Origin of the sequence: Pseudomonas sp. S5F11, assembly GCF_019641515.1 — a bacterium.
GTDB lineage: Bacteria > Pseudomonadota > Gammaproteobacteria > Pseudomonadales > Pseudomonadaceae > Aquipseudomonas > Aquipseudomonas rhodesiae.
The window spans coordinates 1,218,718-1,236,882 of sequence record NZ_JAIFJZ010000001.1 but is presented as its reverse complement, the minus strand read 5'-3'; the positions used below and the strand labels follow the sequence as shown (position 1 = coordinate 1,236,882).

Sequence of the window (18,165 nt, the reverse complement as noted above, 5' to 3'; positions counted from 1 at the left end):
TTTTGCGCTAACAGCCGTATATGAACTTTGCGTGACAGAAGTTCAGTCCGGCCCCTCGCCAACCGCCTAACCCTCATACGTGAGCCTGTGTTGCTCCTGGCGATAACAAAGAAGGAAGTGTCCCGATGGTCCGCTGCAAACCCACGCTTAAGCTGAATGCCCAGGGCTCACGGGCCCAGACTGTGTTGCGTCTCAAGCCGCTGGCGCAGGTCATCGCCTTATGGGTGGTGGCGGGCAACGCCTCGGCGGCGACGGCGTTCAGTCCGGCCTGGTTCGCGGCCAAGGGGGCGACCCAGGCGACCACGGCGGCGCGCATCAATGCCGGGCAAATGCCGTCGGTGCCGACCTTGAACCAGCAGGCGCGGGTCAATCAGCAGTTGGCGCGTTCCATCAGCACCCTGAACACCAGCGTCGCGGCGATTGCGGCGCAGCAGGCCGCTCAGGCCGCCGGCCGGCAAGCGGCGTTCGGCCAGGTGTCGACGATTCCCGATGGCCTGGGCAAAGGCGGCCTGCAAGTGGACAACAGCCTGACCCAGGGCTGGACCAACGCCAAGGCGCCGACCCAGACCCAGGCCGGCGGCAAGACCACGGTGAGCATCGAGCAGACCGCCGACAAGGCGATCCTCAATTGGGAAACCTTCAACGTCGGGCGCAACACCACGGTGGACTTCCAGCAGCAGTCCACCTGGGCAGTACTCAACCGTGTCAACGACGCCCAGGCTCGCCCCAGCGAAATCCAGGGCCAGATCAAGGGCGCCGGGACGGTGATGATCATGAACCGTAACGGTGTGGTGTTCAGCGGCACCAGCCAGGTCAACGTGCGCAACCTGGTAGCGGCGGCGGCGAACATCACCGATGAACAATTCACCCAGCGCGGCCTGTATGTCGACACCAATGGCACCCAACCGACATTCACCGACGCGGCGGGCAAGGTTCAGGTGCAGCGCGGCGCATTGATCCAGACCCACAACGCCGCCACTTCCACCGACGCCGGCGGCTATGCCTTGCTGCTGGGCAGCGACGTGGAAAACGCCGGCACCATCATCACCGCCAAGGGCCAGACTACCTTGGCGGCCGGTGACAGTTTCTACATCCGCAAAGGCGTGGGCACGGCGGGTAACGAGCGTTCCACCACCCGTGGCAATGAAGTCGCCACCAGCCTCAAGGCGGGCAGCACGGCGGGTGCGGTGACCAACAGCGGCCTGATTATGGCGTCCACCGGCGACGTCACCCTGACCGGCCATCAGGTGCAGCAGAACGGCGTGGCCCTGGCCAGCACCTCGGTGGACACCCGCGGCACCGTGCACTTGCTCAACGCGGCCAGCGACAGCAGCGGCAGCGTCAGCCTGGGGGAGGGCAGCACCACCGCGATCCTGCTGGACGCCAGTGGCAGCACCGCACTCAACAGTCAGAAAGACAATGGCCTGATCAAACTCGACGGCAGCCCCGCCAATTTGATCGGCGGCGCGTTCAACCACCTCAGCGCGGTAGTCGACCGCACGGACCAGTCACGGATCGAGATCGTCAGCGGCGGCACTGTGGATTTCCGCAAGGGCTCGATCACCCTCGCCACCGGCGGCCAGGTGGCCGTCAGTGCCGGCCAGCGCAGCCTGGTGCGCGACGGGGCGATGATCGATGTATCGGGGGCCGTCGGCGTCAAGGTGGCGATGGAAGCCAACAACATCAAGATCAACGTGCAGGGTAACGAGCAGCGCGATGCGTCGGTCAACCGCGACAACGGCCAACTGATCAACAGCGATGTGTGGGTCGACCTTCGCGACCTGGTGTTTGTGCCCGCCGGCACCAACGGCTACGCCACCGACCGCTGGTACACCGCCGGTGGCCTGCTGGAAGTCGGCGGTTACCTCGGCACCCAGGGCCATTCGGTGGGTGAATGGATGGCCCAGGGCGGCACCGTGACCTTTACCGGCAAGGAAGCGGTGACCCAACAGGGCGCGCAGATCAATCTGTCGGGCGGCACCGTGGACGTGCAAGGCGGCTATATCCGCCAAACCTGGCTCAAAGGGCCGAATCGCCGTTTGTACGAGCTGTCCAAAGCGCCCGGCGACATTCTCTATTCCGGTATCTACAAGGGTTACGAAGACACTAGCGTGCGCTGGGGCCAGACCGAGTATTACTACAACCCGCTGATCGCCCCCCAAGGCCGCAATGAGGCCGGGTACACCGTGGGCCGGGACGCCGGCAAACTGGTGGTCGGCACCTCCAGCGCGGTACTGGAAGGCCGCCTGATCAGCGATGTGTTCCAAGGCGATCGCCAGACTCAGGCACCCATGCCCAACCTGGACGGTTACCAGCAATCCCAGAAGGCCATGGCCCAGCTCGCGCAGTTGATCGTGGGCCAGTACACGCCGTTCTACAACAAAGCCAACGGCACCTTGCGCTACGCCTTGGGGGGGAACGCCGATCAGGTGACGCTCGAAAACGACACGCAAGCGATTGCCGATGACCTGGACCTTGCCAATGCATTGCCGGCCGACCGCCAGGGCAAGATCGTGCTCGACAGCGACCTGCTCAATGCCGCGCCGTTGGGCGCCATCAAGGTCGCGGCTCGCCAGCAGGTCAGCGTCAATGGCGCGCTGCGCGTGGCCGACGGCGGCGATATCACCCTGTTCGGGCCGCGCGTCGACATCAATGCCAACCTCACGGCCCACGGCGGCAGCCTTAACGCCGGCAACATTCTCAGCCAGGTCAACCCGTTCAAGGCCGGCGTGGTCGAGGACACCGCCCTGGCCGGTGGCGCGCAGGTCACGCTGGGCGCAAGCGTCAAACTCGACACCAGCGGGCGCTGGAATAACCTGCTGCTGGAACCCGGCAATGGCAGCGGCCTTGCGTATATCAACGGCGGCAAGGTTTCGCTGCGCAGTTCGAGCCAGTTGAACCTGGCGGCCGGCAGTGGGGTGTACGTGTCCTCCGGGGCCACCCTGGGGGTAGACGGCAAGTTGATCGGCGGCAAAGGCGGCAACGTGACCCTGGGCGCTCTCGGCGCTCTGGCCCTGGATGGCGACGTGCGCGGTTATGGCGTCAATGGCGGCGGCACCTTGGCCTTGCAGGCGCGCACGGTGCAGATCGGCAACCGTGTCGGCGCGATGGACCCGGACACCTTGCACCTGGCCGGCGACTTCTTCGACAAGGGCTTCTCGGCCTACGACAACACCGGCAACGAAGGGCTGATCGTCACCGACGGCACTCAAGTGAATGTCAGCCTGCCGACCTATCGATTGGGCATGCAGGCGTCCACGGTGGCGACCGGCGGCGCACCGACGGCGGCCCTGGAGCAGTGGACCTCGCCGCTGTATCAGGAAGATGCCGCCAAAGGCGTGCTGACCCAGCGTCGCGGCGCCGGTTTGAGCCTTACCGCCGGCAATGTGTTTGCCACGGCGGCGCAACTGGCGAGCACGGCCTTGACCGTGGGCCAGGGGGCGGTGATCAACGTCGATCCTGGGCAGGCCATCAACTTGCGCAGCGTCGGTCAGTTGACAATGGATGGCACGCTCAATGCCTGGGGCGGCAGCGTCAGCCTTGAGGGGCTGACTGCAGCCACTTCGGAAGCGGTGAATGCGGCCGGTCATGGCCGCTCGATCTGGGTTGGCGAGCACGCGCTGATCGACGTGGCAGCGCGGGCAGCCACGGCGGTGGACAGCCAAGGGCGCCGTTATGGCGTGGTGCGTGACGGCGGCAGCATCAGCCTGGGCGGCACGCTGGACCTGAACACCGGCCTGGCCAAGGCCAGCGACCTGTTCGTGGTGGTCCGCGACGGCGCACGACTGGACGCCTCCGGCACCCAAACCGAGCTGACAGTGCCGGGGCAGGGCACGGTGTCGGTAGCCAGTAACGGCGGCAGCATCAGCCTGGCCTCCAACAACGGCCTGTACCTGGAGGGCAGCGTGATGGCCAGGGCCGGTGGCGCTGGCGCGGCGGGCGGCAGTCTTAACCTGGCGCTGGAAAGTCCGTATTACACCAAGACCGGGGTCGCTGACCGGGTGCTCAAGGTGCGTGAACTGGTGCTCGGCCAAGGGCATTCACCGAGCGCTCTGGCTGGCACGGCCGAAGCGGCGGCCGATAGCCTGGACTATGGGCACGCACGTCTGGGCGTGGATCAAGTCCAGGCCGGCGGCTTCGATAACCTCGCGCTGCTGAGCAATGGTTTGCTGAGCTTTGACGGCGACATCCGCCTGAATATGGGCCAGAGCCTGCGTCTGTACAGCCGTGGCTATGGCCTGAGCGACAACGCCGCCGCCACGGCACGCATCGACCTGTCGGCGCCGCACCTGCTGCTGGCGGGCTATCTGCCGCCCCCCGAGAGCGGCAAGGATTTCTACGTGCGTCCGGTGCCGGTGCTGCCGGTGCCGTCCCAGCGTGCCACTCAGGCGCAGTTCAACGCCGAGGGGCAGTTGGTCGAAGTGCGTGGCAATGTGATCTTCGGTAACCGCAGCAGTCTGTACCGCGCCGACGCCAGCCAGGCCAGCCTTGAGCGCCGTGGCTTCGACCAGGTCAACCTGACCAGCCAGGGCGACTTGCGCTTTCTGGCGGGGACTTCCGTGAACGACATCATCACCGGCGTCAGCACCCAGTTGCTGACCCAGGGCGACATGACCCTGCGCGCGGCGCAGGTGTACCCCGCCACGGACGTCAGTGCCCGGGTGATTGCCGGCTACCTCGGTGAATCCAGCACCATTACCCAGGGCCTGGACTTTAATCCGCTGCGCAGCTTGACCCTTGGCCGCGTCGGCAGCACGGAGGCTGCGTTGCCGTATTCAGCGTTCGGGCGCCTGCAACTGGGCGCCGCCACCGTCAAGCAAGGCGGCGTAGTGCGCGCGCCGCTGGGCTTGATCAATATCGGCAGCATGGGCAGCAGCCAGGTGCAATTGCTGCCGGGCAGCGTCACTTCGGTGAGCGGCAAGGGGTTGGTGCTGCCCTATGGCGGCACCCTGGACGGGCAGGTCTACACCTATAACGGCAAGACTGTGGCCTTTCTCGGGCAGGGCGGATTGGTCAATACCAACAGCGACCTGAGCGTCGGCGTGATTCTGGGCGGCCAGTCGGTGGCCGTGCAGTCGGGGGCGGTCGTCGATCTGTCGGGCGGTGGCGAGCTGCTGGGCGCCGGGTTTATCTCCGGACGCGGCGGCTCCACGGATGCGCGCTACAACCCCCTGGTGCAGTTCGGTGCCAGTGCCGGGTTCGTGCTGCCGGGGCTGTCCACCAACCCGGTCTACGCCATTGTGCCGGGGGCGCAGCCGGGTGCGGCGCCGGTTGCGGCCGAGGGCGGTGCCGTGGCGCCGTTGGTGGGCCAGCAGGTCACCATCGGCGCCGGGGTGCCGGGCTTGCCGGCCGGCACCTACACCTTGATGCCGTCCACCTACGCGTTGATGCCGGGGGCTTATCGCGTGGAGATCAATGGCCTGGCGGGGCTGGGCAGCGACAACGCGACCACCTTGATGCGCAACGGCTCGTGGGCCACCTCCGGGCAGTTGTCGATTGCCCATACAGGCATCCGCAACAGCGTCGCCACCCCGTTGATCCTGACTTCGGCGGACACCCTGCGCCGCTATTCCCAATACAACGAAACCAGTTACGCCCAGTTCGCCAAGGCCGATGCCGCCCGGTTGGGCGTACCGCGCCCTCTGCTGGAAGCCGACGCTAAAACCCTGAAGTTGGCCTTGCGCCCCGGCGCGGGGGCCGATGGGTTTTCATTCAACGGTATCGGGCGCTTTGACGCCGCCACCGGCGGCTACGGCGGTACGGTCGCGGTGCTCGACCAGAGCCGGTTGGGTATCGAGGTGGTGGCGCCGCAGACGTCTGCCACCGCCGGTTTCGGCGGCATTAGCCTCAGAGCCGACACCCTCAATGCTATCGGTGCCGCACGGTTGATGATCGGCGGCATGACGGTGGTGGATTACGGTCAGTCGGGTAACTTCATCAGCCTGGCCAGCGGGGTGAATGCCGCCAACAGCAACATCACTGTGCGGGCCGGTGCCACCCTGGCGGCGCCGGAAGTGTTCCTGGTCAGCGACACCGGCGCCATCGTGGTAGAGCAGGGCGCCTCCCTCAACACCTTGGGCCGGGGCAAGGCCAGCTACGATGCCCGCGACGGGTTTATTTATCAGGTCGCCAATATGCTCGGGGTGTCCAACGGCTTGCTCAACGTGGTCAGCGCCTCGCGGCCTGGCGGTGTGATCAGCGAGGGGATCAACGTCGGCGCCTGCGCTGCCCAATCTTGCGTCGGCCAGACCGGGCTGTACTCCGAGGGCAGTATCGTGGCCCTGACCGACGGCACGTTCCAACTGGGCGACCAAGTGCGCTATGGCACCCGTCACCTCAACCTGGGCGTGAGCACCATCAACCTGGGCAGCGTCGAAGCCCTGGCCGCGGCGGCCGCCGGCAACCGCTTGCCGGCCGGTTTGACCTTGAACCAGGCACTGCTCGACCGCCTACTGCGCGGCGACACGCAACTCGGCGCCCCGGCCTTGGAAACCCTGCAACTGTCGGCGCGCGACGGGTTCAACCTGTATGGCAACGCCAGCCTCGACACCTATGACCCGTTGACCGGCAAATCGCTGCTGAGCAACCTAATGCTGTCCACTCCGGCGCTGTACGGCGCCGGCGACGCCAACGACGTGGCGACCCTGCACACCGCCAATCTGATCTGGCTGGGCGCCACCCAGGCCCCGGGCGCAGTGGTAACGGGCGGTGCGGGCACCGGCAGCGGGCGCCTGGATATCAACGCCGAGCGCATTGAGTTCGGGTATGGCGCCTTCGGTCAGCCGAGCAACGTGAAAAGCTTCGACCGGTTGGCCCTGGGCTTTGCCACGGTGAACCTCAACGCCAGCGAACGCATTACCGCCAACCACAAAGGCAGCCTGTCGGTGTACCAGCGCCAGGGTGCCTATGACCCGGTCAGCGGTTACCAGTACAGCGGTGGCAACTTGACCATTCGCACGCCGTTGATGACCGGTGAGGCCGGTTCGGTGAACAGCATCAAGGCCGGCGGTGCGATTGACATCGGTGCGTCGTCAGGCCCCCGTGGCAACGCCAACGGCCAGGGCGCGCAACTGTCCCTGCAAGGCGACAGCCTGCGCGTGGCCAGTGCGGTGGTATTGCCCAGCGGCAAAGTCAGCCTCAGTACACGGGGTGATCTGGTGCTGACCGACGACGCCCTGATCGATGTGGCCGGCCGTGCGATGCGCTTCAACGACGTGACCCAATACGGCTGGGGCGGCGACGTGCTGCTGGACAGCCGCAGCGGCAATATCCTGCAGGCGGCGGGCTCGACCATCGATCTGTCGGCCCAGCATAACCAGGCCGGCAAATTGCGCGCGGTGGCCACGGATGCGGCGGGCGGTATCGTCGATCTGCAAGGCAAGATCCTCGGCAGCAGCAGTGGCTATTTCAACGCCGGCGGCACCTCGATGCCGCAACCGGCGGGCAGCGTGGAGATCCAGGCGCAGCGCCTGGGCAGCAGCGGTGCCTTGGACCAACAGTTCGCCGACCTCAACCAACGCCTGAACCAGGGCCAGATGTTCGGCGCGCGCAGTTTCCAACTCAAACAAGGCGACCTGACCATAGGCGATGGGCTCAAGGCCGGGAGCATCAGTGTGTCGGTGGACAATGGCAGCCTGCGGGTCACTGGCCTGGTGGATGCCAGCGGCGAGCGCATCGGCAGTATCAACCTGGCCGGCAAGCACGGCCTGACCCTGGACGGCAGCGCCGTGCTCGATGCCCACGGCAGCAAGTTGCGGGTGGACAGCTACGGCAAGATCATCGACGCGCCGAACCGCGCCATGGTGGTGCTGGGGTCCGGCGATGGTCAACTGACCCTGGCCGACGGCGTGCGCATCGACCTGCGCCACGGCACCGCCGCCACCGGCAACGACGGGCGCCTGCGCGGCACCCTGGAGCTGAATGCGCCGCGCCTGGTCAACCCGGATGGCAGCAGCAATGACGTGGCCATCGACGCTCACGGGCGGTTAGCCATCCAAGGCGCGCGTTCCATCACCCTCAACGGCATGGCGCGCTATGACGATGCGCCGGAAAAAACCGACCCGACCGCCAGCGGCAGGCCGTACCAGGAAATCACCCAGGGCTACCTGGACCAGAAACACGCCCTGAGCGAAGCCTTTATCAATGCGGCGCTGCTCAATCAGAACCTGCTGGATAACAAACTCGCCGGCCTGAACAACGCCACCTACGCCGATGCCTTGCACCTGCGCCCAGGGGTGGAAATCGTCAGTAAAACCCAGGATGGCGACCTGGTGGTGCAGGGTGACCTGGACCTGTCCGGCTACCGCTATGCCAGCCTCAACCCCCATAGCGTCAAGGACAACGCGGTCTACGGCTCCGGTGAATCCGGCAGCCTGACCCTGCGCGCCGGCGGCGACCTGAATATCTACGGCAGCCTCAACGATGGCTTCGCCAAACCGCCGGTGTCCGAGGATGACAAAGGCTGGGTGCTGCTACCGGGCGTCGACTTCAGCGGCGGCACTATCGTGGTGCCGGGCAACGGCGTGACCCTGGCCGATGGCACGGCGTTCCCGGCCGGCAGTACGTTGAATTACGACCTGCCTATCAAAGCGCTGACGATGGCCGCCGGCACCCGCTTGCCGGTGGCCGCGACGCTGGGCCAGGAGCTGGTATTGCCAGCGGGTAGCGTGGTCTCGGCCGATGTGCGCGATGCCGGCGGCAACCTGTTGCTCGCTGCGGGCACCTTGTTGCGGGAGGCGCAGACCCTGGCGATCGGCACCCAATTGGGCGCCGGCACACTGTTGGCCCAAGGCACCCGACTGGACGGTATGACCTGGCCCAAGGGTGTGCCGCTGCCGGCGATACACCAGGCGAACCCGGCCAATAACACGGTGCAGCTCAGTGGCAGCAAAGCCTTGCCCAAGGGCGCACTGATCCCGGCTGGGACCGATGTGAAACTGCCCAACAATGCGACCTCGGTCGCCCTGCGCGTCGGGGTTTCCGGCCCTGCCGGGCAGGTCTGGGCGATTTCGCCGATGCTGGCCGAAGGTACCCAGTCGTGGTCGTTGCGCCTGGTGGCGGGCGCCGATACCGAGGCGGCGGACAGCCGTCTGCTGCAAGCCCATCCGCGCAGCGGCGATATGCACTTGGCGGACAACCACTACGGGATGTTCGCCAAGCAATTGCCGAGCAAGGGCATTCAGACCTGGACCGCCCTGGCGGTGGCTGAACTGAGTGGCGCGGGTGTGGATGTCAAGGTAGGTGACCCCATCGAGCAATCGTTGCTCGACGCGATGGGCCAGGGTTCGATCGAGGATTTCTGTGCCAGTTCGCCGGACTACTGCGCAATGAAAGTGACCTACGTGTGGACTCAGAAAGCGGCCGATGAATTGTTGGAACAGGCCAGTATCGTGGTTCCGGTAGGGGGGGTGATCACCGAGGAGTTCCTGGCCAGCCTGCAGTTGCCGGGTGTGGACGAGCTGTGCGCCGTCGCGCCGGATTACTGCGCGGCCCAGAGCAAGACCGAATACGGCGCCACGCCGTCGAGTACGCGCTGGAGTGTGATCCGCACCGGCAGCGGCGACCTTGAACTGTTGAGCGCGGGCAACCTGCAGATGGACTCGTTGTTCGGCGTGTACACCGCGGGCACCTCATCGACCGGCACCTTCGCCGGTGACCCCTACAACCTGCCGAAGGCAAAACGGGCGGGCGCCGATCCGTTGACCAGTACGGTGCTGAACGACGCCGGCAGCTTCTTCGAACAGTTCGTCAACGGCTCGTCCACCAGTCTGTACCGCGCCTGGTACCCGGAAGCCGGCGGCAATCTGACCCTGAATGTCGGTGGTGACCTGACCGGGCATATCACCAGCAGCGTAGCCAGCAGCGTGCGCCCCAACCCCAAGGATGTCGGGGTCGACTCGGCGGCCGTCGGCAACTGGCTATGGCGCCAGGGCAGCGGTGCCGTGGCGACGGGCGGGCCGGCGCAACCGACGGCCTGGTGGATCAACTTCGGCAGTTACACCGCAACCGCGGCGGCGGACAAACTGCTCGGTTTCACCGGCTTCGGCACCCTGGGCGGCGGCAACCTGGACGTCAATGTGAGCGGCAACGCCGGGGTGCTGGATACCTTGGGCTACAGCGTGTATCGCCCCGAGGTGAACCCCCATAGCCAGGGCTTGGTTCTGGCCGTCGGCAGTACCGGACGGATCGCCGCCGATGGCAGCCAGCAGCTGACCGGTGGCGGCGATTTGCGTGTCCGCATCGGCGGCGCGCTGAACCCCGCCAGCGTGGCCGCCACCACGGACCACCGTGACGGCGTGCTGGTCAACCTGCGCGGCGACGTGCAGTTGCGCAGCGCGACCATGGGCAGTGTCGACCTGCTGTACGGCAGCACGGCGCGCAGCCAAAGCCCGGGTGAAACCCGCGCGTTCGACCCGCAGGTCGCGACCCGTGGCGTTGCCCGTGGCGGCATGACCCTGGTCCCCGGTGATGCCACGTTCAACCTGCAGACCCTGGGCGACCTGGTGGTGCAGAACGTCGAAGACCCAGGCCGGGTGGTGCTCTCCCATGTGTCGCCGTTTGCCCAAGGCGCCTCACTTGGTGGCGGTTCCAGCTGGTTTACGCTGTGGACCCGAGACACCGCCATCGACCTGTTTTCCCTGGGCGGCAACCTCACGCCCTTCAGCCGCATCGACGCGCTCCCCGACTTGGCGGTGGTGTATCCCTCGATCCTCAGGGCCACCGCCGCCGGCGGCAGCCTGTATTACGGTAAAGCGGCCGAGGCCCAGGCCAACGGCGATAACACCTACATGTTCCCCTTGCTGTTGGCGCCCGCCGACAATGGCCAGTTGCAGTTCCTCGCCCAGGATTCGATCTACGCCGGCGGCATGACCGTCAGCCGCTCCGGCACTGCCAGCAGTGCCATGGCGACGCCGTGGAATCCGGCCTTCCAGGGCATGCTCGGCACCCAGGTGGTGGCGAGCAACCTGTCGGCCAGCGGCAACCTGGATGCCCGCGCGCTATTTGCGTTCGGGCCCGGCACCACGTCCGCATCCACCGGCGGGCGTGGCGAGCCCGCGCGGTTTTATGCCATGGACGGCGACCTGGTGGGCGTCAGCAGTGGCCGGATCATTCGGTTCGACACCTCCCCTGGCAGCTTGCATGAAGGTCAGACCTGGTACGAAGGCAGCGGCCCGGTCCGCATGCTGGCCGGGCGGGATATCGTCAGCAGCGGGCGCGCGTTCGGCGATGACATGATGTTTGGCCGTTCGAGCAATAACCTGTTTATGCACGACGCGACCCAGGACATCTCCATCGTGTCCGCCGGGCGCGACATTCTCTACAGCAGCTTCCAAGTGGCCGGCCCTGGCCTGCTGGAAGTCTCGGCCGGGCGCAATATCCTGCTTACCGGTGTCGGCGGCGAGCACAGCGTGACCAGCCTCGGCGCGGTGTTGCCGGGCGACAACCGCCCCGGCGCGAGCATCGTTATGCAGGCCGGTGTGGGCGCCAGCGGGCCGGATTACAGTCGGTTCGTCGAGGCTTACCTGAACCCGCTCAATCAGGCGCAGGCCGGTGAATCCTTGCAGAGCGGCAAAGTGGCCAAGACCTACGACGATGAATTGGTCAGTTGGCTCGCCGAGCGCTTCGGCTTTGTCGGCGACACCGTCCAGGCTCGCGCCTACTACGCTGCGTTGCCCGCCGAGCAGCAACGGGTGTTTGCCCGCGATGTGTATTTCGCCGAGCTCAAGGCCGCCGGTCGCGAATACACCCAGGCCGGCGGCGTGCGCCAGGGCAGTTACGTGCGAGGTCGCGCAGCGATTGCAGCGCTGTTCCCGACCAAGGACGTGGCCGGCAACCCGATCACGTATCAGGGCGATATCACCCTGTTCAACGGCTCGGGTGTGCACACCAACGCTGGCGGAGCGATTCAGATGCTCACTCCGGGCGGTAGCCAGACCTTCGGTATCGAAGGCGCGGCGCCACCGTCGACGGCGGGTGTGATCACCCAAGGCGCGGGGGATATCCAGCTGTACTCGATGGGCAGCATTCTCCTGGGGCAAAGCCGCATCATGACCACCTTCGGCGGCTCGATCCTAGGCTGGACCGCCCAGGGCGATATCAACGCCGGCCGTGGCTCCAAGACCACCGTGGTGTACACACCGCCCAAGCGTGTCTATGACAACTGGGGCAACGTCGGCCTGTCGCCCTCGGTACCGAGCACCGGGGCGGGGATCGCCACCCTGAACCCGATCCCGGAAGTGCCGGCGGGGGATATCGACCTGATCGCGCCGCTGGGCACTATCGATGCGGGCGAGGCGGGCATTCGTGTGTCCGGCAACGTCAACATCGCCGCCTTGCGAGTGGTGAACGCGACGAATATCCAGACCCAGGGCAAATCCAGCGGCGTGCCGGTGACGGCCACGGTCAATACCGGCGCCCTGAGTTCGGCCAGCGCCGCCGGGGCGGCCGCCTCCCAGGCTGCGGAAGACGCGGCCCGCAGCCAGCAGGCGGCGGCCAGGCAGAGCCGGGCGTCGATCGTCACCGTGGAGGTGTTGAGCTTTGGCTCCGAGCCGGTGCCGCGTGAGCCGCAGGAGCAGCAGAAAACCTCGGCCTACAACCCCGACAGCCCTGTGCAGGTGCTGGGCGCCGGGCCGCTGAGCGAACAGGCGCGTGCGCGGTTGACCGACGAGGAGCGCAGACAGATCAGCCTTTAACGGGCGCCGGAACCTCTCGATGGACCTTGGGGGCGATCTATGATCGCCCCGTTTTTTTTTTTGCGCGCAGCCCTGGGTGATCAGCGCGTAAATGCCCCCGACCCAATCCCAAATGAAGCTTTCATGACAAAAGTTCGGTAGCCCATGGCCACTCCCGTCTCTCCTGTGTAACGCGCTCGACAGCATCCACAAGGTGCTCATCACGCGCATGCGGCAGGCCAGGAGTGGGGCAATGGGAACTATGGAACGTTATTCGAAAGTGGGCATGCAGGAGCTTGATCAGCGCCTGTCGAAGATCGTCGAAGCGGCGCGCAAGAAGCCGGTGTCGGTCTATCGCTACGGTGCGCCCTGGGTGTGGATCGTGTCCCAGGAAGATTGGCAGGGCGCGTTAAAAGAGGTCTCCAGCTATATCCCCGCCGGTCATTCCCTGGTGCTGCTGCGCCCGCAGATCGACGAGGCGCTCGACCAGCACCGCGACTGGCTGGCGGCCGAGCCGTCGATGACGATCGCGCCGCAGACCGTGCTGCAGATCCTGTTGCTGCAATTGCTGTATTCGGTGCCCAGCGAGCAGCAACTGCATGAACAACTCAATTACAACCTGTTGTTCCGCTGGTTCGTCGGCCTGGGGTTGAACCAGAAGGTCTGGAGCATCCAGGTGTTGACCCGCGACATCGCCACGCTGCTGAGCAACCCGCGCGCGGTGCAACTGATTCAGAAAATCATCGGTGAAGTGTTCTGTGGCGCCTTGCTGCACATGCCGGAGTTCTCCTTGAACTTCGCCCTGTTGCACACCTGGCTGGCACGGCATGGCAACCCTGCGATCGCCAGCCATTGAACCGGCCAGACGCAGTGCATAGCGCGGCGACGCACAACATAACTAGTTCAGGGGGCGGTGTGGAGCATCTGTTCAAATCAACGCTGGCGCTGTGCGGCCTGGTGCTGTGGAGTGCGGTTCAACCGGCGCTGGCCGAGGGCGACGCCCCGGTACGCCGGGTGGACGTCAACGAGTACTTCGTGCGCGGCAATACCGTGCTCGACGCGGCGACCATCGAGGAAGCGGTGTACCCGTTCCTGGGCCCGCAAAAGACCCTGGACGATATCGAAGGCGCCCGCGATGCGTTGCAGAAGATCTATCAGGCGCGCGGTTACCAGTCGGTGTTCGTCGAGCTGCCGGAGCAGAAGGTCGACGACGGTATCGTCTATTTGCAGGTCAGCGAAACCAAGGTCGGCCGGGTGCGCGTGGTGGGCGCCAAGCATTACTCGCCGGTGGAGATCCGTGAGCAGGTGCCGGCCCTGGAGGAGGGCGCCGTGCCGGACTTCGCCAGCGTGCAAACCCAACTGGCCGGCCTCAATCGCGGCACGGGGCGCCAGGTTACGCCGCTGGTGCGCGAAGGTCAGCGGCCCGGCACCATGGACGTGGACCTGCAAGTGGAAGACCAGAACCCCTGGCACGCCAGCCTGGGGCTGAACAACGACTACAGCGCCGACACCGAGAAGCTGCGTTCGGTCGCCACCCTGGGCTACGACAACCTCTGGCAATTGGGCCACAGCATTTCCCTGACCTACTTCACGGCGCCCCAGGACACCGAGAACGCCAAGGTCTGGTCGGCCACCTACAGCGCGCCGCTGGATGAGCGCTGGACCTTGCAGTTCTCCGGTTATCAGTCCGACAGCAACATCGCCACCATCGGCGGCAGCAACGTGCTGGGCAAGGGGCATTCGTACGGAGTGTCGGCGATCTACAACCTGCCGGCCGCCGACAACTGGGCCAACTCGTTCTCCCTCGGCGTGGATTTCAAGGACTTCGACGAGCAGCTCAACTTCGGCGCCAGCGGCGATCAGGTGCCGCTCAAGTACGCGCCGTTGACCCTGGGCTACAACGGCTATCGCTACACCGAACAGTCCCAACTGGGCCTGGGCCTGAACCTGGTGGTCGGCACCCGTGCGTTCTTTGGCTACGGCAGCGACGACGACGCATTTGCGTACAAGCGCTACAAGGCCAGCGCCAGTTTTGCCGTGCTCAAGGGCGACCTGAATTACACCTACACCTTCGCCAACGACTGGCAATCGGCGTCCAAGGCCGGCTTCCAGCTGGCCTCGGGGCCGCTGGTGTCCAACGAGCAGTACTCGGCCGGGGGCGCCACGTCAGTGCGTGGCTATCTGGCGGCCGAGCGCACCGGGGACGAGGGGTATTTGCTCTCCCAGGAACTGCGCACGCCGTCCCTGGCCAAGTTCCTCGGCAGTTATGTGCAGGAGTGGCGCTTTTACGCCTTCGCCGAGGGCGCGCGCCTGCGTCTGCACGACCCGCTGCCCGAGCAAGAAGACGAATACAGCCTGGCCAGCGTCGGCCTGGGCACCCGCGCCAGTTTGAGCAAATGGTTGTCCGGCAGCCTGGATTGGGGCTACCCGCTGCTCGATGGACCGAACACCCAGAAACAGGACTCGCGGCTGCACTTCAGTGTGCAGGCGACTTTCTGACTTTTTCTTCCGGAGACTTCACCCATGCAACGCCTATTTCTGAGCCTGTTGATCTGCCTGGGCTTCGCGCTCCCGGCCACCGCCCACGCCTGGTGGCAGGATGACTGGCATTACCGCAAACAGATTTCCGTGGACACCACCGCCCAAGGCGCCGCGATCAACCAGGCCCTGGGCCGTACCGCGCTGCTGGTACGCCTGCATACCGGCAATTTCAGCTTTGACGGGGTCAAGGAAGACGGGGCCGACCTGCGCTTCGTGAGTGCCGATGACAAGACCGTGTTCAACCACCAGATCGAAAGCTTCGACCCGCTGATGGGCATGGCGCTGATCTGGGTCGATGTGCCCAAGGTCGAAGGCGGCCAACGCCAGGATTTGTGGATGTACTACGGCAACCAGAAGGCCCCGGCTACTGCCAATGGCCAACTGACCTTCGACCCCGATTACACCGCGCTGTACCACTTCGACGGAGCCCCGGCCACACCGCCGCGCGACACCACGGCCTATGCCAACACCGCGTCGAACGCCACCGGCAGCAGCATCGACGGCGTGATCGGCCGCGCGCTGCAATTTGGCGGCCAGGCGCTGTTGCTGCCGGCCAGCCCCTCGCTGCAACACGCTGCCGGCGCGGCGTTTACCTTCAGTGCCTGGCTGCGTCTGGACCAGGCCAGTGGCGAGCAGATCGTCCTGGCCCGCCGCGACGGTGCTCACAGCCTGCTGCTGGGGTTGAACCAGGGTGTGCCGTTTGTGGAAGTCGATGGGCAACGTGCGGTGTCGACCCAGCCGTTGAACCCCGGCCAATGGCAGCACCTGGCGTTCACCGCCGAGGGCGCCAATGGGCTGCTGTTTGTGAACGGCCGCGAAACCGCACGTCTGGGCGTGGCGCTGCCGGCGTTCAATACGCCACTGGCCATCGGCGCCGACCTGCCGGACGCCGCGAGCAGGCACCTGCCGTTCGCCGGGGCTATCGATGAGCTGCGCCTCTCCAAGGTGGCGCGGCCGGCGGCCCTGTTGCTGGCCGATGCCAGTGCCCAGGGCGCCGAGTCGAAGCTGGTGGCGTATGGCGTGGATGAAGAACAGTCCGGCTTTGGCTTCGGCAGCCTGGGCTTTTTGCTTAACGCGGTGCCGGTGGATGCCTGGGTAATCATTCTGGTGCTGGTGGCGATGATGGTGCAGTCGTGGTTCATCATGCTGCGCAAGAACCGCCAGGTCAGCCGGGTCAGCCGCGCCAACGAAGCGTTCCGTGAGCAGTTCGCGCAAATCGGCACCCGCCTGGAAATGTATTACGACGATGCGCTGCTCGCCGAGCGCCTGAGCCACTCCTCGCTGTGGCGCCTGTATTGCGTGGCGGTCAAAGAAATCCGCACCCGCCGCGCCCAGGGCGCTGACACCTCGTCGGTCTCGGCGGCCACCATCGAAGCCATCCGTTGCTCCATGGACGGTGTGCGCACCCGCGAAAACCAGGCCCTCAGCGCCAAGCTCTCGACCCTGTCCAACGCCATCGCCGGCGGCCCGTATATCGGCCTGCTGGGTACGGTGCTGGGGATCATGGTGGTGTTTCTCGGCACGGCCATGGCCGGTGACGTCAATATCAATGCCATCGCCCCCGGCATGGCGGCGGCCTTGCTGGCCACGGCCATGGGGCTGTTCGTCGCGATCCCGGCACTGTTCGGCTACAACCGCCTGATCACGCGCAACAAGGAAGTCAGCTCCGACATGCGGGTGTTCGTCGACGAGTTCATCACCCGCCTGGCCGAGATGCACGGCGAAAGCCAGCACAGTGAAGCGGCGCATCGGCGCTCGCCGCACGCATCTGTTCCGGCCTGAGGAGAATCGCCATGGCTTCCGTAAATGCCTCCCACGACGATGACGATGACGCCGCCGTCGACAGCATCAATATCACGCCCCTGGTGGACGTGCTGATGGTGGTGCTGGTGATGTTTATCCTCACCGCCACCGCCCAGGTGTCGGGGATCCAGATTCACCTGCCCAAGGCCAGCGCCTCGGTGTCGTTATCGGAGGCCAAGACCAAGGCCATCTCCGTCAACGACGGCGGCCAGGTGTTTCTCGATGCCTACCCGGTGACCCTCGGCGAGCTGGAAGAGCGCCTGCGTATCGAAAAAGCGCTGAACCCGGACTTCCCGGTGATCGTGCGCGGCGATGCCATGGTGCAGTACCAGAAAGTCATCGAAGTGCTCGACCTGCTGCGCCGCCTGGAGCTGTCCCAGGTCGGGCTGGTCACCGGCAAACCGAGCCAGGGCTGAGCCATGACCGCACAGATGCCGATCACACCGCCGACCAAGACCCCACGGCCATTGCGCCCACTGAAGTGGGGCGCGGGCCTGCTGCTGGGCGCCGTGGCCGCCTGGTTGTTGTGGCAGTGGGCCAACGACATGAGCGGCGTGCGCCGCGAGGCGCCCAAGGTGCCGACCATCATTCCGTTGCCGCCTCCGCCACCACCGCCGCCGGAAAAACCCAAGGAACCGGAGCCCAAGGTGGAAGAAAAAATCCCTGAGCCGGAGCCGACTCCGGCGCCGGAAGAGGTCAAGCCGGCCGAGGAAGCACCGCCGTCACCGGCCGATGACCTGGCCAACCCGATGCAGATCGACGGCGACGCCCAGTCCGGCACCGACGGTTTCAACATCGGCGCGGGCAAGGGCGGCGGCATGGCCGGGTCCGGCGGCGGTGGCCTGGGTACCGGCACTTACAAGCAATACCTGGCGGGCGTGTTTCAACGCTTGCTGCGCGACGACCCCGAGCTGCGCAAGAAGGCGTATGCGGTGCAGGCGGATTTATGGCTGAACGCCGAGGGGCAGGTGGTACGCGCCGAGCTGGTCAAGTCCAGCGGCGATGCCCAGACCGACGCCCAGGTGCTGGCGGCGCTGCGTGCGCCCCATGCCACACAGCGAGTGCCGGCGGCCGTGACCATGCCGGTGCGCCTGGCGCTCAAGGGCCGTCGCCCGGATTGATCGAACCCTTTCTCTACGGTTTTTTACAG

General features: G+C 65.8%; 6 protein-coding genes. All 6 read left to right on the top strand.

Translation table 11 applies throughout. The annotated features are described in order from the left end of the window. Window positions 1-125 precede the first annotated feature (125 nt). Window positions 126-12,692, top strand: a complete 12,567-nt coding sequence (locus K1567_RS05245; RefSeq protein WP_220698219.1) for a filamentous hemagglutinin family protein — start codon at window positions 126-128, stop codon at window positions 12,690-12,692. Window positions 12,693-12,933: 241 nt separating this feature from the next. Further along, on the top strand, window positions 12,934-13,527 hold the full coding sequence (locus tag K1567_RS05240) for a transposase (RefSeq protein ID WP_034096922.1): 594 nt from the start codon (window positions 12,934-12,936) through the stop codon (window positions 13,525-13,527). A 59-nt stretch (window positions 13,528-13,586) separates the two neighbouring features. Further along, window positions 13,587-15,170, top strand: coding sequence for a ShlB/FhaC/HecB family hemolysin secretion/activation protein (locus K1567_RS05235; protein WP_034096923.1), 1,584 nt, complete (start codon window positions 13,587-13,589; stop codon window positions 15,168-15,170). Window positions 15,171-15,194: 24 nt separating this feature from the next. Next, on the top strand, window positions 15,195-16,994 hold the full coding sequence (locus K1567_RS05230; protein WP_220698218.1) for a DUF2341 domain-containing protein: 1,800 nt from the start codon (window positions 15,195-15,197) through the stop codon (window positions 16,992-16,994). A gap of 11 nt (window positions 16,995-17,005) precedes the next feature. Further along, window positions 17,006-17,431 carry a biopolymer transporter ExbD gene (locus tag K1567_RS05225; protein ID WP_010211136.1) on the top strand — a complete coding sequence of 142 codons (426 nt, stop codon included), beginning with the start codon at window positions 17,006-17,008 and terminating at the stop codon, window positions 17,429-17,431. A 3-nt stretch (window positions 17,432-17,434) separates the two neighbouring features. Continuing rightward, window positions 17,435-18,136 carry an energy transducer TonB gene (locus K1567_RS05220; RefSeq protein ID WP_034113041.1) on the top strand — a complete coding sequence of 234 codons (702 nt, stop codon included), beginning with the start codon at window positions 17,435-17,437 and terminating at the stop codon, window positions 18,134-18,136. Window positions 18,137-18,165 lie beyond the last annotated feature (29 nt).